The sequence below is a fragment of the Longimicrobium sp. genome (genome assembly GCF_035474595.1).
In the GTDB taxonomy this organism is placed as follows: Bacteria; Gemmatimonadota; Gemmatimonadetes; order Longimicrobiales; family Longimicrobiaceae; genus Longimicrobium.
Window position 1 is genome coordinate 1 of the sequence record NZ_DATIND010000043.1, and the last position, 18,458, is coordinate 18,458.

Here is an 18,458-nt window from a genome sequence, read left to right on the forward strand (position 1 = left end):
AAGTCGCAGCAACAACTACGGGAAGCCTCGCAAACTGCGCGAGGCTGATCCGCTCATTCTGTGGCATCAGCGCTCACGACCAATCTCCTTTCATCCGCCGTGGTCGCGCGCAGCGCGGTGTCCGACTCAGGATGACGTCGGCGCGTTTTCGATCGAATCTCCCAGCCATCTGGGACGCAGAGGACGAGCGGAGCGGACGGGCAGCTTGGCCGGAACCTTGCGGACGCCTCCAAACACCCGGCGCCCAACCCGCCACAGCTCCGCCGCGGCCTTTCGGGCGCGCGGTTCCTCCGTGTTGCGCGCGAAGAACGATGCCCGATCCGATCTCCATCGCCCGCCTTCTCGACTCGCTGGAGCCGCGCCTGCGCCAGACGCAGGACGCGCCGCCCGACCAGCTCCGCGAGCTGCTGGGCGAGGCGTCGCGCGCGCTCCACGCCGCCGTCGGCGAGCTGCGCGAGGCGCGGCAGTCGCTCGTCTCCGCGCGCGGCGGCGATTCGTCCTCGTCCGGCGAGGCGGGGGCGTTCCGGATGCTCTTCGCCTCGTCGCCCGACGCGCTGCTGCTGACCGGCGCGGACGGCGTCATCCGCCACGCCAACTCCGCCGCCGGCGCGCTCCTGGGCGTCCGCCGCGAGGACCTGGCGGGCACCGCGCTCGATTCCTTCGTCGCCGAAACCGGCCCCGCCTCCGTCCGCGACGTGCTGGCCATGCTGCGCGGGAGCATCGAGCCGCGCCGCGTGACCCTCCAGCTCCGCCCGCGCCGCCGGCTGCCGCTGCGCGTGGAGGCCGCCGCGTGGGCGTGCGCCGCCGACGACGCGGCGATCGCCTGGTCCTTCCGCGTCCCCGCGGCGGACGAGGGAACGGCGGTGGGGGGAGATGCGGCCGCGCTGCGCGCCTTGGTCGACTCGCTCCCCGCGGCCGCGGCGGCCATGGACCTGGACGGCACGGTGCTCACCTGGAACCGCGCCGCGCAGCGCCTGCTGGGGTGGACCGAGGACGAGCTGGCCGGGCGCCCCAACCCGGCCATCGGCGAAGAGCTGCTGAACCTGCTGGACGCCATGCGCTCCGCCGGCCCCGAGGCCGAGCCCTGCCACGCCCGCGCCGAGGCCGCCCGCCGCGGCGGCGGCCTGCTGGCGGTGGAGCTGGAGCTGGCGCCGCTGGCCGACGCGGGCGGCGCGGTCACCGGCACCGTGGCGCTGATGCGGCCGGTGGACGAGTCGGCGCCGTCGGACTCGGCGTCGGGCGACCGGCGCCAGCCCTGGTCGGTGGGCGAGCTGCGGCGCGTGCTGCTGCATCCGTCCGGGCGCACGGCCTTCGCCGACCGGCTGCGCGCCGGTGTCGCGGCGGGCGTCCACACCGGCCACCTTCGCACGGGCGACCGCCTCCCCAGCATCCGCGAGGCGGCGCAGGAGTCGGGGACCGACCACCGCGTCGTCTCTTCGGCCTACCAGCGGCTGGCCGGCGAGGGGCTGGTGGAGATCCGCAACCGCCGCGGCGTGGTGGTGGCCCCGCTCCCGCGCCCGCACGGGCCGGAGCTGAACGAGACCGCCGAGTGGCTGGCGAAGGTGCTGGAGGAGGCCTCGGAGCTGCAGGTGCGCGTGCCCAGCCTTCCCGACCTGGTGCGGAGATGGACCGCCACCGCCACCCTCGACTGCCTGTGCGTGGACGCCACCGAGGACGCGCGGCTGGCCCTGACGCACGAGATGTCGCACCAGTGGGGGATGCGGGCCACCGCCGCGCCCGTCGACGACTCGGGCGACCCCGCCGCCCGCCACGCGCTGGCCGAGGCGATGCGCGCGGCCGACCTGGTCGTCACCACGCCCTTCCACGCGCACGTGGTGCGCCCCGTGGCGGAGTCGCTGGGGAAGCCGCTGGTGATCGCCACCGCGAACCCGGAGATGGTGGGCACCATCGAGGCGCGCCTGCGCCGCGGGCCGGTGGCCGCCGTGCTGGCCGACGCGAGCTACGGCGACCGCCTCCGCGCGCTGGAGGGCGGCGAGGGGATCGTCGTCATCCCCGCGGGCGATGCCGAGGCGGTCGCCGCGCTGGATCCGGCCGAGCCGGTGATCGCCACGCTGGCCGCGCTGCGCCGCATCTCGGCGCCGCTGCGGCTGCTGGTGCCGGCCACGCACTTCGTCTCGCCGATCTCCGCGCGCGCCATCGCCCGCGTGCTGATCGGCGCGAACGTGAACGCCGGGCGGGTGCACGGAGAGTAGCCGCGGGGGCTGCTACACGGAGCGCTTGCCACGGGCGGCGGGATTCGATTACCGTTGTGGTATTCGATACACCCGTTTCGCGGTTCATGTCTCCCCCGCCCTGCTCCGTCCCATGGCCCTGCGCAGCTTCACCACCCGTGACGGCGCCACCTGGAACGTCTGGAACGTGGTCCCCACGCTGGGCCACAAGGACCGGCGCGTTTCGCTGAGCGTGGGGATGACGGACGGGTGGCTCTGCTTCGAGTGCGCCGGCATCAAGCGCCGCATCGTGCCCACCCCCAGCGACTGGGAGGGATGGTCGGACGAGCAGCTGGAAACCGCCCTCACCGAGGCGTCCCTCGTCGAGCGCCGCGGCGCGTAGCAATCTCCATCGCCCGAGTCGAATCGCCCCGGCCAGTGCTCCCGGCCGGGGCGATCTTGCTTTCCCCATCGGCGTCACCCTCGCGAGGCCGGCCACACCGCTCCGGCTCACGCGCTCACGCGCTCGCGCACTCACGCACTTCCGCACTTCACATCTCCCGAATCCCCACCCACATCCCCCGCCCGGTGATCCCCTGCTCGTCGAAGGTGGTGCGCAGGCCGGCGGCCTCGAACGCGGCGCGCATCTCGCCGCGGGTGAACAGGCCCATCTCGTGGCGCTCGGCCGCGCGGGTGATGCCGGACGGGCGGCCGACCAGGTACTCGAAATCGATCGCGGAGACGGTGCCCTCGATGCGGGTGTGGCTCATCCGCACGACGGTGAGATCGGGAAGCGTCTGCGTGTTCACGCCCACGAAGCCGTCGCTGATCGCATCGGGCGTGAACCACGGCTCCACGGCCAGCGCGCCGCCCGGCTCCAGATGCCGCGCCATGCACCCGATGGCCGCGCGCAGGCCGTCCGGCGTGCGCACGTAGCCGATGGCGCTGAACAGGCACGTCACCACGCCGAAGCGCCGCCCCAGGTCGAAGTCGCGCATGTCGGCGCGGTGCAGCGGCACGTCCGGCAGCCGCTCGCGCGCGATGGCGAGCAGCCCCTCGTCCAGGTCCGTTCCCTCCGCGGCGTAGTGCGCGCGCAGCGACCGCAGGTGCATCCCCGTTCCGCACGCCACGTCCAGCAGCGTTCCCTCGCCCGGGCCGCCGGCGGCCATCACCAGCTCGCGGACGCGCGCCGCCTCGGCCGGATAGTCCTTGAACGAGTAGATCAGGTCGTACAGCTCGGCCGATTCCGAGAACATCGCGCTCCTCCACTCCTGGGGTCCGTATCCACGGAAGAGTGCGATGGCGGGGTGATGAGCGGAAGTGGGGGAACGCGATGGAGATATCCGTGCTCAGCCGACCACCTGCGGCGCGACGCTGTCCAGCCACTCGAGCGCGGGCTGCACGTCGCGGAAGACCTCCACCGGCGCGTGCACGAACTCGCTGAGGATCGCGTACATCCGGGCCATCCCGTACACCACGTCGTGGTCCGCGACGATCGCCGTCGGCCCGATCACGCGGCCGGCGGCCTGCAGCTCGCGCGTGCGCTCCACCAGCCGCCGTATTCCATCCGCCACGACGTCGGTGGTGGCGCCGCGCGCGTCGAAGAGCTCGGCGTAGCCCACGGCGCGGTCCACCTCCTCCACCCGCAGGTGCTCCAGGAGATCGGCCAGCGTCAGGTGCCCCTCGGCGCGCGTGAACATCCGCTGCCGCTCGCGGTCCAGCGTGTAGGTGATCGCCATCAGGCGGACCGTCGTCGTGAGACAGAGTGCGCTTGGCCCCGCCGCAACATGCTCCGCGGGTGGCCGGACCGCAACGCTTGCAATCCGCCGTTTCATCGCTCCGTCCAGCCGTAAACAGCGTATACCTTCCGCCGCCGCCGTTCCGTCTCCTTCCACGGCCCGGTATCTTCAGACCCGACCGAGAGTTGCGAACCCCGGACGACTGGAGATGACCGCGACCGAGCGCCCCCGCCGCATCCTGCTGGCCGACTGCGACTCGTACTTCGTGCGCTGCGCCATGCTGGCCGACCCCGAGGGTGCGGGGAAGGCCGAGCTGCTGCTGGTGGGCGGGCGCCCGGACGGCCGCGGCGTGGTGACCTCGGCCAGCTACGCGGCGCGCAAGTTCGGCGCGCACGCGGGAATGCCGATGTCGCAGGCCGTCCGCCTCTGCCCGCGGGCGATGGTGGTGCCCGTTCCCGGCGAGATGGTGCAGCGCAAGCACCGGGAGGTGCGCGCGGTGCTCGACGAGTTCAGCCCCGTGGTCGAGGCCGCCAGCGTGGACGAGTTCTACCTGGACCTCACCGGCACCGAGGAGCTGTACCACCACGAGCCGCTGGAGGATACGGCGCGCCGCATCCAGCAGGCGGTGCTGGAGCGCACGGGGATCTCGCTTTCCATCGGCGCGGCCACGCAGCGCACGCTGGCCAAGATGGCGGCGGGGGTGAACAAGCCGTTCGGCATCCACGTGGTGCCGCCCGGCGGCGAGGCCGAGTTCATCGCCCGCTTCGACCTGGCCGACATCCCCGGCGTGGGCCCCGCCTTCGCCGAGTCGCTGCGGCGGCGCGGCGCCACCCGCGTGCGCGACCTGGTGCCGCTGGACGAGGCGACGCTGGTGGCCTGGCTGGGCGAGTCGCGCGGGCGGTGGCTCCACCGGCTCGCGCGGGGGCTGGGCGGCGAGGGCGGCGTCACCCCGCGCGCACCGCAGAAGTCCATCTCGCACGAGCGCACCTTTCCGCAGGACATCCGCACGGAAGAGGAGATCGAGGCCAAGCTCCTCTACCTGGTCGGCGAGACGGGCGCCTCGCTCCGCGCGGACGGGCTGAAGGCGCGCACGGTGACCGTGAAGATGCGCTACGGCGACTTCACCGACCGCACCGCCAGCCGCACCGTGAACGAGCCGCTGGAGAGCGACCGCGCGATCTACGCGGTGGCGCGCGAGCTCCTGCGGCAGATGCGGGCGCAGCGGCGCGGCGGCATCCGGCTGCTCGGCGTCGGCGTCTCCAGGCTCGGCGCCGACGGCGAGGCCGAGCCCATGCTCTTCGAGCCACCGCAGGGGCTGGAGACCGACCGCGACCGCCGCCTCTCCGCCGCCACCGACCGCCTGCGCGGCCGCTTCGGGCGCGACGCCGTCCTCCCCGCCCGCGTGGCGCCGCCGCGGAAGGAGTAGAAGCAGGATTTCACGCGGAGAAAGCAGGGCGGCGGAGGAGTTCTCTCTGCCGCCCTGCTTCTCCGCGTGGACCCCCCTTGGTTGACAGGGCGAACTCCGCGTGGTTCCTTCGGACGAAGCCGTTCAACCCCGATCCCGGAGCCGAATGTTCGCAGTCGACGCGTTGATCCTGGTGGCGGGGGTGCTGCTGCTGGCGGCGGTGGCCAGCAGCAGCTTTTCGTCGCGCTTCGGCGTGCCGGCGCTGGTGCTGTTCGTGGCGGCGGGGATGCTGGCCGGGTCCGAGGGGGTTGGCGGGATCGACTTCGACAACTTCGAGTGGGCGCACGCCGTCGGCACCATCTCGCTGGCCGTCATCCTCTTCGACGGCGGGCTGCGGACCTCGTACGCCTCGTTCCGCCGCGGGCTGGCCCCTGCGCTGGGGCTGGCGACGGTAGGCGTGGCGCTGACGACGGTCATCACCGGCGCGGCGGCGGCGTGGGTGCTGGGGCTGCCCCTGATCGAGGGGATGCTGCTGGGTGCCATCGTGGGCTCCACCGACGCGGCGGCGGTGTTCGCGGCGCTGCGCGGCTCCGGGCTGCGGCTGCGCGAGCGGGTGAACGCCACGCTGGAGGTGGAGAGCGGCGCCAACGACCCCATGGCCGTCTTCCTCACCCTGGGCCTGCTCGAGGTCCGGATGGGGCGGATGGAGGCGGGGTGGGGGCTCGTCTGGTTCTTCCTCCTCCAGGTCGTGGTCGGCGCCGCGGTCGGGATCGGCGTGGGATGGATCGGCGTGCAGCTGAACCGCCGGCTGCGGCTGGCCGCCACGGGGCTGTATCCCGTGCTGGCGACGGCCGTGGCGCTGGTGGCGTTCGGCGCCGCGGCCGAGATGCACGGGAGCGGCTTCCTGGCCGTCTATCTCGCCGGCATCGTGGCGGGGAACGAGCGCACGGTGCAGCGGCGCGGCGTGCTCGTCTTCACCGACGGCATCGCCTGGCTCTCGCAGATCGTGATGTTCGTGGTCCTCGGCCTTCTCTCCTTTCCCAGCCACGTGCTGGCCGTGGCGTGGCAGGGGCTGGCCATCGGCGCGGTGCTGATCGCCGTGGCACGGCCGCTGGCAGTGGCCGCGGTGCTGCTGCCGCTGCGCTTCACCCCGCGCGAGGTGGCGTTCGTGGCGTGGGCGGGATTGAAGGGCGCCGTCCCCATCGTCCTGGCCCTCTTCCCGCTCCTGCTGGGGCTGCCGAGCGCGCCGCTCCTCTTCAACGTGGTCTTCTTCATCGTCCTCCTCTCCGCCGTCACCCAGGGGTGGTCGCTCCCCGTGGCGGCGCGGCGGCTGGGGATGGAGGAGCCGGGGGACGACGAACCCTCCGTCGCCCTGGAGCTGCTGGGGCCGGACGGGGAGATCGCGGGAGATGTCGTGCGCTACGCGGTGACGGACCGCTCCCCCGCGGCCGGGCGCACGCTGCGCGACCTGGCGCTCCCCGAGGGCGCGGTGGTGGCGATGGTGCTGCGCCACGGGGAGATGATCCCGCCGGCGGGCGAGACGGAGATCCGCGCCGGCGACCACGTCTCCGTGGTCCTCCGCCCCCAGGTCCGCCCCGCCGTGGACCGCGCCTTTGCCGACGCACCAGTGGGGGGTGGGGATGGGGATTCGGACAGCCTGGCACGGAAGGGCGATTGAAATCGCGGCAACAACGGCCCGAAGTCCGCCTTCGCGGACTCCCACCCTTGCCATCTCCGCGCGTATCCAGCTGCCGGATAGGCTCGAATCGGCCTCCCCCGCCTGAACCGATCCGAACAGCCTCGCGCAGTTTGCGAGGCTTCCCGTGGTTGTTGCTGCGACTTCAGTCGCCGGTGCGGGGTGCTTCCCCGGGTGCTTCCCCCGGGATGGGCTCGTTCTGGTTCGTGCGCTGGAGCCAGGTGACGTGCTGGACTGGCTATGGATCCTTCGGCCTGCAATCGCTGGTGAGTGCGAATGCTACAGTGTGGCCGGCCTCAGGATGACGTCCTTTGGGGTCACTCTCCGACCGGTCAGGCCTCCGGGAGGGCGACCCGCCCGCCGCCGTGCCGGCGGGGGCGCGCAGGAGCACCCGCCGGGCCAGCCGCCGCGAGGGAGGCGACATCCGGACGTGAAGTCATTATCTTGGAACGATCTACAGGTGAATCCTTCCCATCGGAAGCCTCGTAGACCACCCCGTCCCGGCCGTTCGGCTGGGGCACGCGGGGACGCGGCGTGAGGCGCCGCCGCCCCGCATCACCAACGAAATCGCTCCAGGAGAGCGCATTCCGCCATGTCGACCATCCAGATGCCCACCGGCAGGCCCCGGCCGCAGATGCCGCGGATCGGCAACCCGCTCCGCGCGATCGCCGGCAAGGCGCCGCTCGTGGTGGGCGCCGTGCTGCTCCTTCTGCTCACGCCGTCGATGTTCGTGTACATCAACCCCGGCAACGTGGGAATCGTGATCCACAAGCTGGGCGGCGGGGTGGACCGGCATCCGCTGGGGCAGGGGCTGCACTTCCGCAACCCGCTGACCACGGGGATCGAGGAGTACCCGGTGTTCATGCAGACGCTGGTGCTCGCCCGCGGGAACGCCGAGGGCTCGGCCAGCAACGACGAGATCAACGTCAACAGCATCGAGGGCCAGCCGGTGTCGCTGGACGTCTCGCTCTCGTTCGAGCTGGACGCCAGCAAGACGCCGCGGCTGTACACCACCTTCCGCACCGACATCGAGCACATCCAGCACGGCTACGTGAAGCAGTCGATCCGGCAGGCGCTGCAGGAGGTGGTGGGGAGCGAGCCCATCGCCGACATGCTGGGGCCCAAGAAGGCCGAGGTGGTGGCGCGCGCGCAGAACCTGATCGCCACGCGCCTGGCGCAGTACGGGTTCATGGTGAAGCAGTTCACCATCAACGAGATCCGCGCGCCGGCCGAGGTGATGCAGGCCATCAACACCAAGAACGTGATGCAGCAGCAGGCGCTGACCGCGCAGAACGAGCTGCAGAAGAACATGTACAACGCGCAGGGCGACAGCATCCGCGCCAGCGGCCGCGCCAAGGCCATCCTCACCGAGGCGCAGGCGCAGGCGCAGGCCAACCAGCTGCTCTCGCAGAGCATCACGCCCACGCTGGTGCAGTACGAGATGACCAAGAAGTGGAACGGCCAGATGCCGCAGGTCACCGGTGGCGCCACGCCGCTGCTGCAGCTGAGCCCGCCGGGCAACCGGTAAACCGGCGGGTCTCGCCGGACGCGGACCGATGAAGAAGCGGGGGAGGCCATCGGCTCTCCCCCGCTTCTTCGCGTCCGCTCTTCCCCGCAGCGCCCGGGGTCCTCGTGGACGCCCATGTTGCGGCGTGCTTCCCTCCTGATGACGCAGTTGAGAGGGCTGGATGATGCACCGCCATTCCGGACGTGCATCGCTGGTCGTCCTACAATCCGCGAATTCAGTCCGTGCATCCTTGCCGCATCACCCCGACGTCATCCTGAGGCCGGCCACACCGTAACCAGCGTCTACCCGAGAGGTTGCAGGCCGAAGGATCTATCGCCGCCGCAGCACGTGATTCGCCGAGGTGCACTGATTCTTCGGCCGGATCTGGTATGAGAGGGCTGATGATGCAACGCCACTCCGGACGCGCATCCCTGCACGTCCCACGATTCGCGAGAATCGAGCTGTCCTAACCGATCGATCGGGGATGGTGATGGCCCCGCTTCCGTGCGCCTCCGAGAGATGGGTGCTCACGAAAAATCCGCGATAACTCATCGCACGCCGAGCCTTCCCCGACGTCCCCGCCAGCATCCCGCCGGGCAGACGAAGACGATGCGCCTGACCTGATTGACGTGCGGAACCGGTGATAGATCCTTCGGCCTGCACGTTCTGGTGTGAAAGGAGTTCAGGCGTGGCCGGCCTCAGGATGACGGTCAACGGGTAGGCGCGCAACAGAGATCGGGCGCACCTCACCGTGGTGCGCCCGATCGCGTGTGTCGCAATTCGGATCCCGATCTACTTGCCCGTGGACGCCGACGCCTGGCGGTTGCCGATGTCGCGGCGGTAGACGGCCACGCCGTAGGAGCACGGCTCCGCGCTGCACTGGGCGACCCGCACCGCCACGTGGTACGTCCCCGTCTCCGGCGGCGTGAAGGAGATGGTGGGATAGTCGTCGTCGTCGGTGTCGCTATGCAGCAGGTGGTCGCCGCGGTCGTAGACACCCAGGTCCACGTTGCTGCAGTCGCGGTCGCACCGCGCGGTGATCAGGTACGACACGCCCTTCTCCAGCGTGAAGTCGTGCGCGTCTCCCCCGCCGCGGGCGGCGCTGCCGGTTGCGACCGGGAAGGCGGCCACGAACCCGCGCACCTGCAGCATGGGCGTGATCACCGCCAGCTGGTCTTCCACCTCGCGCTGCGGCTGGCGGCGGTGCACCACCGCGCCGCTCCCGCCGTCCAGCGCCGGCTCCGGGTGGTCGCCCACCAGCGCCAGCCCCGCGTGCGGATTGGCGACGAGGACCGAGCGGCTGAACGGGCGCGGCGTGCCGCGGCTGGCCACCATCGGCAGCGCATACCGCACCGGCACCGCCATGTTCAGGTTCTGCCCGCCCATCACCATCATCGTGGCCACGCCGATCACCTCGCCGCGCTCGTTCATCACCGGCCCGCCCGACGAGCCCGGGGAGATGGGCGCGCTGATCTGCAGCATCGCCACCCCTTCCAGCGGGCGCTTGCCGCTCACCATCCCGTCGGTGAAGGTGCCGCTCATCCCCAGCGGGTTCCCCATCACGTACACCTTGTCGCCCACTTCCAGGTCGTTGTCGGTCCCCAGCTTCAGGTAGCGCAGGCCGCGCGCGGGAAGCTGCATCAGCGCCAGGTCGCTGGTGGGGTCGCCCGAGACCAGCGACACGTCCTGCCAGCTGCCGCCGTCCAGCAGGCTCACCTGCAGCCGGCTGGCCTCCTCGATCACGTGGTAGTTGGTGATGAACAGCCCGTCGGGGCTGACCACGAAGCCGGTGCCCAGCCCCACCGTGTCGCCGTCCGCGGCGATCGCGCGGATCATCAGCAGGCTGGCGTGGGCGTTGGCGGCGATCTCGCGCGGCGTGGGGTTGGCCGCGGGGGCCTGCGCGCGGGGCTGGCCCGCCGCGGGCGCGGCAACCAGCACGAGAGTGGCGAGGAGAGTGGCGGTGCGGGCCGAACGTTGGCTTGCCCTTCTCATGGCGACCTCTCCGGGTCCGTGTACTGCCCCGGGGCACCGACCACCGCGCCCCGGCTGGACCCGGAGTCCTTCTCAAAACCGATGCCAGATTTTCGCCAGCGGCTCCGGTAACATCCGACGATTCAACATCTTGCGATCACACTGTAGCAGAAAGAACCCTCAAGGCGGCCTGCTCCAGCACGGAAACCGCCACCGGCATGCACTCCTCGCAGATGTCGAAATGCGGCGAATGGTGGGGATGGACCGCACCCTTCGGCTCGCTCATCGCGCCCACGAAGAAGTAGCAGCCGGGAACGCGGAGCAGGAACTCGCCGAAGTCCTCGGCCGCCATCGTCCGCACCTCGGGCCCGAAGCGCACGCGATCGGCGCCGACGACCTCCTCCGCGGCGGCGCGGACGACGTCCGCCATCCGCGCGTCGTTCACGGTGGGCGGCGTGTCCTGGCGGTAGCGGAAGTCGTACTCCGCGCCCATCGCCTGGCAGACGCCGGCCACGATGCGCTCCATCCGCCGCGGCAATTCCTCGCACGCCTCCACGTCGAACGCGCGCACCGTCCCCAGCAGCCGCGCCGTGTCGGCGATGACGTTGAAGGCCTTCCCCGCCTGGAACGAGCTGACGGTCACCACCGCCGACTCCAGCGGCGACACGTTGCGGCTGACGATGCTCTGCAGCGCCACCACCACCTGCGCGCCGATCATCACCGCGTCGATGGTCTGCTCCGGCATGGCGCCGTGCCCGCCGCGCCCGCGGATGGTGATCTCGAACTCCCCCGCCGAGGCCATGAACGGCCCCGGCGTCACGCCGACGATGCCGCTGGGCAGCCCGGTCCACACGTGCAGCCCCAGCGCGCGGTCCACGCCGTCCAGCACCCCCTGCTCGATCATCCGCAGCGCGCCCTGGCCGCCCTCTTCGGCCGGCTGGAAGACGTACTTCACCGTGCCGCCCCACCGCTCGCGCCGCGCCGCCAGCCGCTCCGCCACCGCCAGGCCGATGGCGGTGTGGGCGTCGTGCCCGCACGCGTGCATCTGCCCCGCGACGGTGCTGGCGAAGCCGTGCGTCGTCTCCTCCTGGATCGGCAGCGCGTCCATGTCCGCCCGCAGCAGCAGCGTGGGCCCGCCGCCCGCGCCGCCGCGCAACGTCCCCACCACGCCGGTCTCCGCGATCCCGGTCCGCACGTCGTACCCGGCGGCGCGCAGCCGGTCGGCCACGATCCCGGCGGTGCGATGCTCCTGGAACCCCAGCTCGGGGTGCTGGTGCAGGTCGCGGCGGGTGCGGATCAGCAGTTCGGTCTCGGCAGTCGCGGTGGCCATCTCGTTCGTCGGTATTCGTGGTATGGAGATGATGGTTTCGGCGCGGAATCTAACTCCCCCGCCAATCCCCGGCGATACAATGCCTCGTGCAGGGGACGCAGACAAATCTCTACCGTTTGAAATTGCGAGTTTTCGCCGCACGTTGATGCCGTGCAGGAATATGCCGTGTTCACGACGAAAGCATTTACAACATCGCAAATTCCTGACTTATGCACACGCCCGTTGATACCAATACAGATTTACCTAAGTCCATCACCCATGAATGGTTCAAGCGTCACAACCGAATTGAAGTCCCAGTCGGATTTCCGCTGATGCAGCTGGAGTTACTGCAGTATACATTGCCATTATATTACTGATCTGCCGGGAAATAGAATCGGTGCACCAGCCGCTTCGGAGTTTCCCTGAGGAAACAATCCTGAAGATGGCATCCGGTGCACGGTATCGAGCGGATTGCGAGGCGAGGGCCTGCTTCAATGGCTAGCCTATTTGACGGACCAACATCCAAGATTCCGGCCGGAATGCCAAAACTATAACTCTCTCAGGCTATATTTCCGTAGCTCGGCGCAAAAACATAAAAATCCTTGACGTTCACACAGCTTGCCAATTAGCATTACAAGCAACGCAAGATTCTATGGTTTACCGTTGGGTAGTTCGACATCTACGCTGCGGATCTGTCCGTAAAAAGCCGCACCTGGTGGGGTGCTCTCACTCTGGGCCGAGGACGCCGTGGGGTCCAAACTCACGGCGGGGTTCCAGAGAAGAGGTTCGGGAGAGGGTCCAATCTCTCCCCACCCCAACAGGTGCGGATATTTTGCAGTTCACCGAGGCGGCAGCACTCGAACCCTTCGCTACGACTCCGCCCCGTGCCTCTACTGTGGCGCGGGGCGGATTGCTTTGTCAATCGTTCGGATCCACCTGCGTGGTACTGATCACGCCGCCTGCGCCTCCCCGGCGATGGCGGGAGCGGCGTCCTGCGGCTCGGGCTCGCGGTCGGGGCGACGCGGGCGGTCGTTCTCGCGCTCGCGGTCGTCGCGGCGGTGGCGGTCGGGGCGGCCACCGTTGCGGTGGTGGTCGCGGCCGCCGTTGCGGTGCTCGGAGCGCGGATGCTCGTCCTCGTCATCCTCATCGTCCCGCTCCGCCCGGCGCTGCTTGCCGTTGCGGCGGGGCTCGCCGCTGGGACGGGACTCACCGTCGGCCCGCGGCTCGGGCATCGGCGGCGCGGCATCCTTCGCCTCGGTGGGCTCGGGAGGCGGCTCGTCGACGTGCTCGGGCGGGGCGAGAAGGTGGTCGAGGGGGATGATCTCGTCGCCCATCCCCTTGCGGCGCGGGTTGGCGATCCACTGTGCCACGCGCTGCACGAAGCGCCACACGCCGCCGCTCCCCGGCCGCTGGTAGTCCGCCGATCCGGGATCGGTCCCCATCTTCTGGAAGACCGCCGTCAGCCACTCCGGCCCGTGCCCGCCCACCTCCAGCTCGGGAAGCCAGCACTCCAGCTCGCCCGTGGGCACGATGAACAGCCCGTACTCGGCGCACGAGGTCAGCAGCTGCTCGGCCATCGCCCGCACCTCGCGCGACGCGCGGTAGATGCCGCCGCCCTTCCAGTCCTCGCCGCGCAGCTTCTGCTGGATGCGGTCGCGCTGCTCCTCCCACGGCTCCCAGAACACCTGGGGCACGAAGGTGGCCTTCAGCAGGTCGCGGAAGTCCTCGCGCCCCTTCAGGATGTCGAGGTCGACCACCGCCACTGCGGGGATTCCCATCTCGCGCAGCGGGCGCACGATGCGGCGGATGGTCTGCTTGTTCTGCGCGTTCATGAACAGGCACCCGTCGGCCCCGCCCGCGCGCGCCGCCAGCAGCCGCTCGTTGATCTCGGAGTAGAACACCCGGTCCGCGTCCGCCTCGCACACGATGGCGCCCTCGTGGAAGAGCGCGTTCAGCACGCCGGTGGAGCGCAGCAGCGGGTCCTTCATCATCGTGTCCAGCCGGTCGGCACGTAGATGCCGCGCCGTCGCGACGCCCGCGCGCCAGGTGAGGCGGACCACGTTCACGCGGTGCCCGCTCTGCACGCACCCCATCAGGAACTCGGGCGAATGGGTCGACGCCATCACGTTGGCGCCGCGCTCGGCGGCCAGCTGCGTCAGCCGCTTCCCCAGCTTGCGGGTGAGCGGGGGATGGAGAAACGCCTCGGGCTCGTCCACCAGCATGATGCGGTAGTCGGCGCTCATCACCGCCGCGGTCAGCCCGGTGAAGGCGCGCACCCCGTCGCTGAGCGAGGCGATGTCGTGCGCGCGGCCGTGGAAGGCCATCGCCCGGTCGTCGTCGCCCTGCTCCTCGGCGTCGTCCAGCGGCGGCCGCTCGGACATGCGGATGCGGAACAGCTCGCCGTCCGTCGACTTGTCGATGACGAAGAACATCCCGAACGCGTCGCCGGTGATCTCGCGGATGCGCGCGCGGGCCACGTCGTCGCGCCAGAGCGCGGCCAGGTGGTGCGCGGGATGGTCGTCGGGCTTGCCGGCGGCGCGGGGCTGCGTGAGCGCGAGGCGCGTCTGCCCGTCCAGGCGGATGAGGAAGAGGGTGAGCACGTCGCGGCAGAGGAGCGCGAACTCCTCGTCGGCCAGGTGGTCGAGATCTCCCAGCGCGCGGGTGACGGCGCCCAGGTCGATGAGCTGCTCCTCCAGCGGCTCGGCGGGGTCCTCGGCGCGGCGGCGGCTGAACTCGCCGGGGCTCTTCAGCCGCACCACGCGGGTGAAGCCGGCGGGCGCGGGGTGGGCCGGGTCGCACACCTGCCGGCTCAGCACCATCTCGCGCACCACCTCGGGCGCGGGAAGGTCCGGCTCCATGCTCTCGATGATGTGGCCCAGGTCCTCGCCGCCGCTCTCCACGTAGCATTCCAGCTCGCGCAGCGCCAGGCTCTTCCCCGAGTTGTTGGGCCCCACGAACACGGTCATCGGGCCGGGCTCGAAGCTCAGTCCCGGCTCGTTCTCGTCGGCGCCGAAGCGAAGGTTTACGGTCTTCAGCATGCGTCGGGTGGAGCGCCCCGGCTCGGGGGCCGGGCAGGGGTGCGGCGAAGCTCGTGCGCTGGAGCGGAGATCGGTGGGCCGACGACCGCGAGTCCCGTCTCGCCGCGGCCCCGGCGGGCGCGCTGCCGCGCGTTCGCCGTGAGCCGTTTTGTCCCAGGGTTTGCCAAAAGCGGGCCAGACTCGTAACGAACCTGTGGCGCCGCGCCGTTGCTCGCCCTTGTCGCTCCCGTCGCCGCCGCACACCTTCCGGACGAGCCTTCTCCGCGTCTCCAGGGCATCGCTGGATCTCACGCGGAGACGCGGAGACGCGGAGGTGCATGGGCGGAGATCTCCGCGTCTCCGCGCCTCCGCGTAAGTCCCATCGGAAACAGGGAGATGAGCCGTGGCGTCCGAAGCCGCGATCCGCAGGCAGGGCGAGGTCTACGTCGGGGGGATGGCGGGGGAGAGGCCGCTCGTTCCCGTGGACGCGCGGCGGCTGGAGGAGGCGGCGCGGCGGAAGATGTCTCCCGAGGCGTACGCCTACGTGGCCGGCGGCGCGGGGTCGGAGAGCACCGTGCGCGCGAACCGCGAGGCGTTCGAACGCCGCCGCATCGTCCCCCGCATGCTGCGCGACGTCTCCGAGCGGGAGATCGGGATCGAGCTGTTCGGCCGCGCGCTTCCCGCGCCGCTCCTCGTCGCGCCGATCGGCGTGCTGGAGCTGGCGCATCCGGACGCCGACCTGGCCGTCGCCCGCGCCGCCGCGGAGGCCGGCGTGCCGATGATCTTCTCCAGCCAGGCTTCCGTTTCGATGGAGGAGTGCGCGCGGGCGATGGGAGAAGCGCCGCGCTGGTTCCAGCTCTACTGGAGCAAGAACGACGCGCTGGTGGAGAGCTTCGTCCACCGCGCCGAGACGAGCGGGTGCGAGGCGATCGTCGTCACGCTCGACACCACGCTCCTCGGCTGGCGCGCGCGGGACCTGGACCTCGGCTATCTCCCGTTCCTGCGGGGGAAGGGGATCGCCCAGTACGTGAGCGATCCGGTTTTCATGGCCAGCCTGAACGACCCCGCGCCCTCCGCCGCGGCGCAGAAGCGCAGGGTGAACCTGCACACGCTGCGCGCCTTCGCCGAGCTGACGCGCGCGCACCCCGGCGGGTTCCTGAAGAACCTGCGCTCCGGCGTTCCGCTGGCGGCGGTGCAGCGGTTCATCGCCACCTACTCGCGCCCGTCGCTCACCTGGGACGACCTCCCCTTCCTGCGCGAGCGGACGAAGCTTCCCGTGCTGCTGAAGGGAATCCTGCACCCCGACGACGCCCGCCGCGCGCTGGACCACGGCGTGGACGGCATCGTCGTCTCCAACCACGGCGGCCGGCAGGTGGACGGCGCCATCGCCGCCCTCGACGCGCTCCCCTCCGTGGTGGACGCCGTCGCCGGGCGCGTGCCGGTGCTGATGGACAGCGGCATCCGCGGCGGCGCGGACGTGTTCAAGGCGCTGGCGCTGGGCGCGCGCGCCGTGTGCGTCGGCCGTCCGTACGTATACGCGCTGGCGCTGCATGGCCGGGCCGGCGTGCTGGAGCTCCTCCGCAACCTCGTCGCCGACTTCGAGCTGACCATGGGCCTCGCCGGCTGCCGCACCGTCGCGGAGATCGGGCCGGAGTGCCTGGGCACGGACGGCTGAAAAGTCACACGGGGGCAACGGTACCACACGGAGTCGGTGGAGCCAGGGGGAAGAGGTCCGCTGATATGACTCCGTCGACCCGGTGTGTCTCGTTGCCGCGTTTTCGTGCCACATACACACCGGCCGATCGGCGGCCTCGCACGGACGGAGCGAAATCAGGCGAGCGGTTTTTCCCGGATTATGAGGCTGGGCCGGACGATCGTCCCCAAGCCGGAAACGTGGGCCGCTGCGGCGATTTCGTCCACGTTCGGAGCGATGATCGAGTGATGGAAAAATGTGAGTATTGCCCTCCGCCCCCAGAGCGTCTACCGTAGGATCTCTTCATCGCCACCGGCACCGCATCACCCTCCCCCTTACTCCGCGGTAACCGCTTCCTGCAATGCGATTCATCCCCCGCCGCCGTCCTTCCGCCGCCCGCCCGCCGACGCTTGGGAACCGCCGCAAAGCCTGGCTCCGCATCGCTCCCGTGCTGGTCGTCGCCGGGGCCGCCGCCGGCACCTGGCGCGCGTGGGAGCACGCCGCGGCCGGCCGCGTTCCGATCCGCGACGCGTTGCTGGCGCAGCTCGCGCGCGAGTTGCATTCCGCGCCCGCGCTGGGACCGCGGCTGTCCGTATCCTCCGATTTCCATCCCTGCACCCCGCTCCCCGCGCTGGCCAGCCCCCTGGGCTACGAGCGCTGCGCCGCCGCCGCGCCGTGGATGCCCTCGGCCACGCTCGGGGCGCGCGTCACCCGCGCCGCGCGCGAGAAGGCCGATGCCGCGTCGCTGTACGCCGCCGCGCTGGTGGACCTGCACGCCGAGCCGGGCGCGGTAACTTCGCTGGACCGGGCCATCTCTACTCTGCAGACCGTGAGGAGGATGGCGGAGCGCCCCGCGCCGGTGCTGTCGGACCTCGCCTCGGCGTACCTGGTCCGCGCCGACCGCACCTCCGATCCCCGCGACCTGCTGGAGGCGGCGGACCTGGCCGAAGAGGCGCTCCAGCACGAGCCGCGCTACCTCCCGGCGCTCTACAACCGGGCGCTCGCGCTGCAGCGGTTCGGGCTGGTGGACGCGGCGGAGCAGGGATGGCGCGCCTATCTCCACGCGGACTCCACCTCCGGCTGGGCGGACGCGGCGAAGCGGGGACTGCGCCGGACGCTCGCGGTGGAAGCCCTTCCCGCGCCGCCGCCGGAGGGCGCGCCACCCACCGCGTACGCCGCGTGGGCGCGGGCCGATCCGCAGGGCGCGCGGATCCTGGGGTTCGGCGAGTTGCTGGGCGCGTGGGGCGGCGCGGTGCTGGGTGGTGATGCGGAGCGTGCGCGTGCCTCGCTGCACCTCACCGGCGTGGTCGGCGATGCGCTGGAGCGGCGCCCCGGCGGCGACGCCACCCTGGCCGACGCGGTCCGCGCCATCCGCTCCACGCCGGCCGGGGCCCGCCTGGCCAGGCTCGCGCGGGCGCACCGCGAGTTTGCCGCGGGAATGGCGCTGTACGAGTCGGTGCAGCTCGAGGCGGCCGTTCCGCGGTTCCGGGCCGCGGCGGGTGCTGCGGATGGATCGCCCGCGCTGCTGGCCTGGTCGAACGTGATGTGGGGCGTTGCGCTGGTGCAGGTCGGGAAGCCGGGCCAGGGCGAGCCGGTGCTCCGCGCCGCGATCGCCGCCGCGGACACGGTGCGGCATCCCGCGCTGGCCGCGCGCGCCCGGTGGAGCCTCGCGGGCAGCCTGCTCCGCGGCGACCGCTACGATTCCGCGGCCGAAGCGGCCCGCGAAGCCGCGCGATTCTTCGCCCGGACCGGCGAGCGCGAGAACCAGGGCTCGTCCCTGGACATGCTCTGCAGCGCGCAGTTCGCGCTGCACGACATGGATGCCGGCTACGCGGCCGCGTCCCGCGCGCTGGCCCTGCTGCGCCCGTACCGCGGCTCCAAGCGGCTGCACAACGTGCTCGGCTCCATCGCCGACGCGGCCGCCGAGGACGGCCTGCCGCGCGCCGCGGT

The 18,458-nt window shown here is 71.3% G+C and carries 11 protein-coding genes; 6 read left to right on the forward strand and 5 right to left on the reverse strand.

Annotated features, from left to right (window positions below; genetic code table 11):
• The first annotated feature begins 311 nt into the window (after positions 1 to 311).
• Complete coding sequence (locus VLK66_RS06790; RefSeq protein ID WP_325308625.1) at positions 312 to 2,213, forward strand: PAS domain S-box protein; 1,902 nt, start codon at positions 312 to 314, stop codon at positions 2,211 to 2,213.
• 112 nt (positions 2,214 to 2,325) lie between these two features.
• Positions 2,326 to 2,574: a hypothetical protein gene (locus VLK66_RS06795; RefSeq protein WP_325308626.1), complete on the forward strand. Its 249-nt coding sequence runs from the start codon at positions 2,326 to 2,328 to the stop codon at positions 2,572 to 2,574.
• A gap of 148 nt (positions 2,575 to 2,722) precedes the next feature.
• Here the strand turns inward: VLK66_RS06795 and VLK66_RS06800 are convergent, their stop codons facing one another.
• Together VLK66_RS06800 and VLK66_RS06805 are read right to left on the reverse strand one after the other, a co-directional pair.
• Positions 2,723 to 3,427, reverse strand: coding sequence for a class I SAM-dependent methyltransferase (locus VLK66_RS06800; RefSeq protein ID WP_325308627.1), 705 nt, complete (start codon positions 3,425 to 3,427; stop codon positions 2,723 to 2,725).
• A 93-nt stretch (positions 3,428 to 3,520) separates the two neighbouring features.
• Positions 3,521 to 3,910, reverse strand: coding sequence for a hypothetical protein (locus VLK66_RS06805; protein WP_325308628.1), 390 nt, complete (start codon positions 3,908 to 3,910; stop codon positions 3,521 to 3,523).
• A gap of 208 nt (positions 3,911 to 4,118) precedes the next feature.
• Here VLK66_RS06805 and VLK66_RS06810 point away from each other — a divergent pair, with 208 nt between their 5' ends.
• From VLK66_RS06810 to VLK66_RS06820, 3 genes are all read left to right on the forward strand, one after another.
• Positions 4,119 to 5,336 carry a DNA polymerase IV gene (locus VLK66_RS06810; RefSeq protein ID WP_325308629.1) on the forward strand — a complete coding sequence of 406 codons (1,218 nt, stop codon included), beginning with the start codon at positions 4,119 to 4,121 and terminating at the stop codon, positions 5,334 to 5,336.
• Positions 5,337 to 5,481: 145 nt separating this feature from the next.
• Positions 5,482 to 6,993, forward strand: a complete 1,512-nt coding sequence (locus VLK66_RS06815) for a potassium/proton antiporter (protein ID WP_325308630.1) — start codon at positions 5,482 to 5,484, stop codon at positions 6,991 to 6,993.
• A 610-nt stretch (positions 6,994 to 7,603) separates the two neighbouring features.
• Positions 7,604 to 8,539 (forward strand): prohibitin family protein, encoded by a 936-nt coding sequence (locus VLK66_RS06820; protein ID WP_325308631.1) that lies wholly within the window; start codon positions 7,604 to 7,606, stop codon positions 8,537 to 8,539.
• Between the two features lie 771 nt (positions 8,540 to 9,310).
• On the opposite strand, the gene VLK66_RS06825 is transcribed toward VLK66_RS06820, so the two are convergent.
• From VLK66_RS06825 to VLK66_RS06835, 3 genes are all read right to left on the reverse strand, one after another.
• Positions 9,311 to 10,510 (reverse strand): S1C family serine protease, encoded by a 1,200-nt coding sequence (locus tag VLK66_RS06825; protein WP_325308632.1) that lies wholly within the window; start codon positions 10,508 to 10,510, stop codon positions 9,311 to 9,313.
• A 136-nt stretch (positions 10,511 to 10,646) separates the two neighbouring features.
• On the reverse strand, positions 10,647 to 11,819 hold the full coding sequence (locus tag VLK66_RS06830; protein WP_325308633.1) for an amidohydrolase: 1,173 nt from the start codon (positions 11,817 to 11,819) through the stop codon (positions 10,647 to 10,649).
• 929 nt (positions 11,820 to 12,748) lie between these two features.
• Positions 12,749 to 14,836, reverse strand: coding sequence for an AAA family ATPase (locus VLK66_RS06835; protein ID WP_325308634.1), 2,088 nt, complete (start codon positions 14,834 to 14,836; stop codon positions 12,749 to 12,751).
• A gap of 382 nt (positions 14,837 to 15,218) precedes the next feature.
• On the opposite strand from VLK66_RS06835, the gene VLK66_RS06840 reads away from it, so the two are divergent.
• Positions 15,219 to 16,490, forward strand: coding sequence for a lactate 2-monooxygenase (locus VLK66_RS06840; RefSeq protein ID WP_325308635.1), 1,272 nt, complete (start codon positions 15,219 to 15,221; stop codon positions 16,488 to 16,490).
• The last annotated feature ends 1,968 nt before the right edge of the window (positions 16,491 to 18,458 follow it).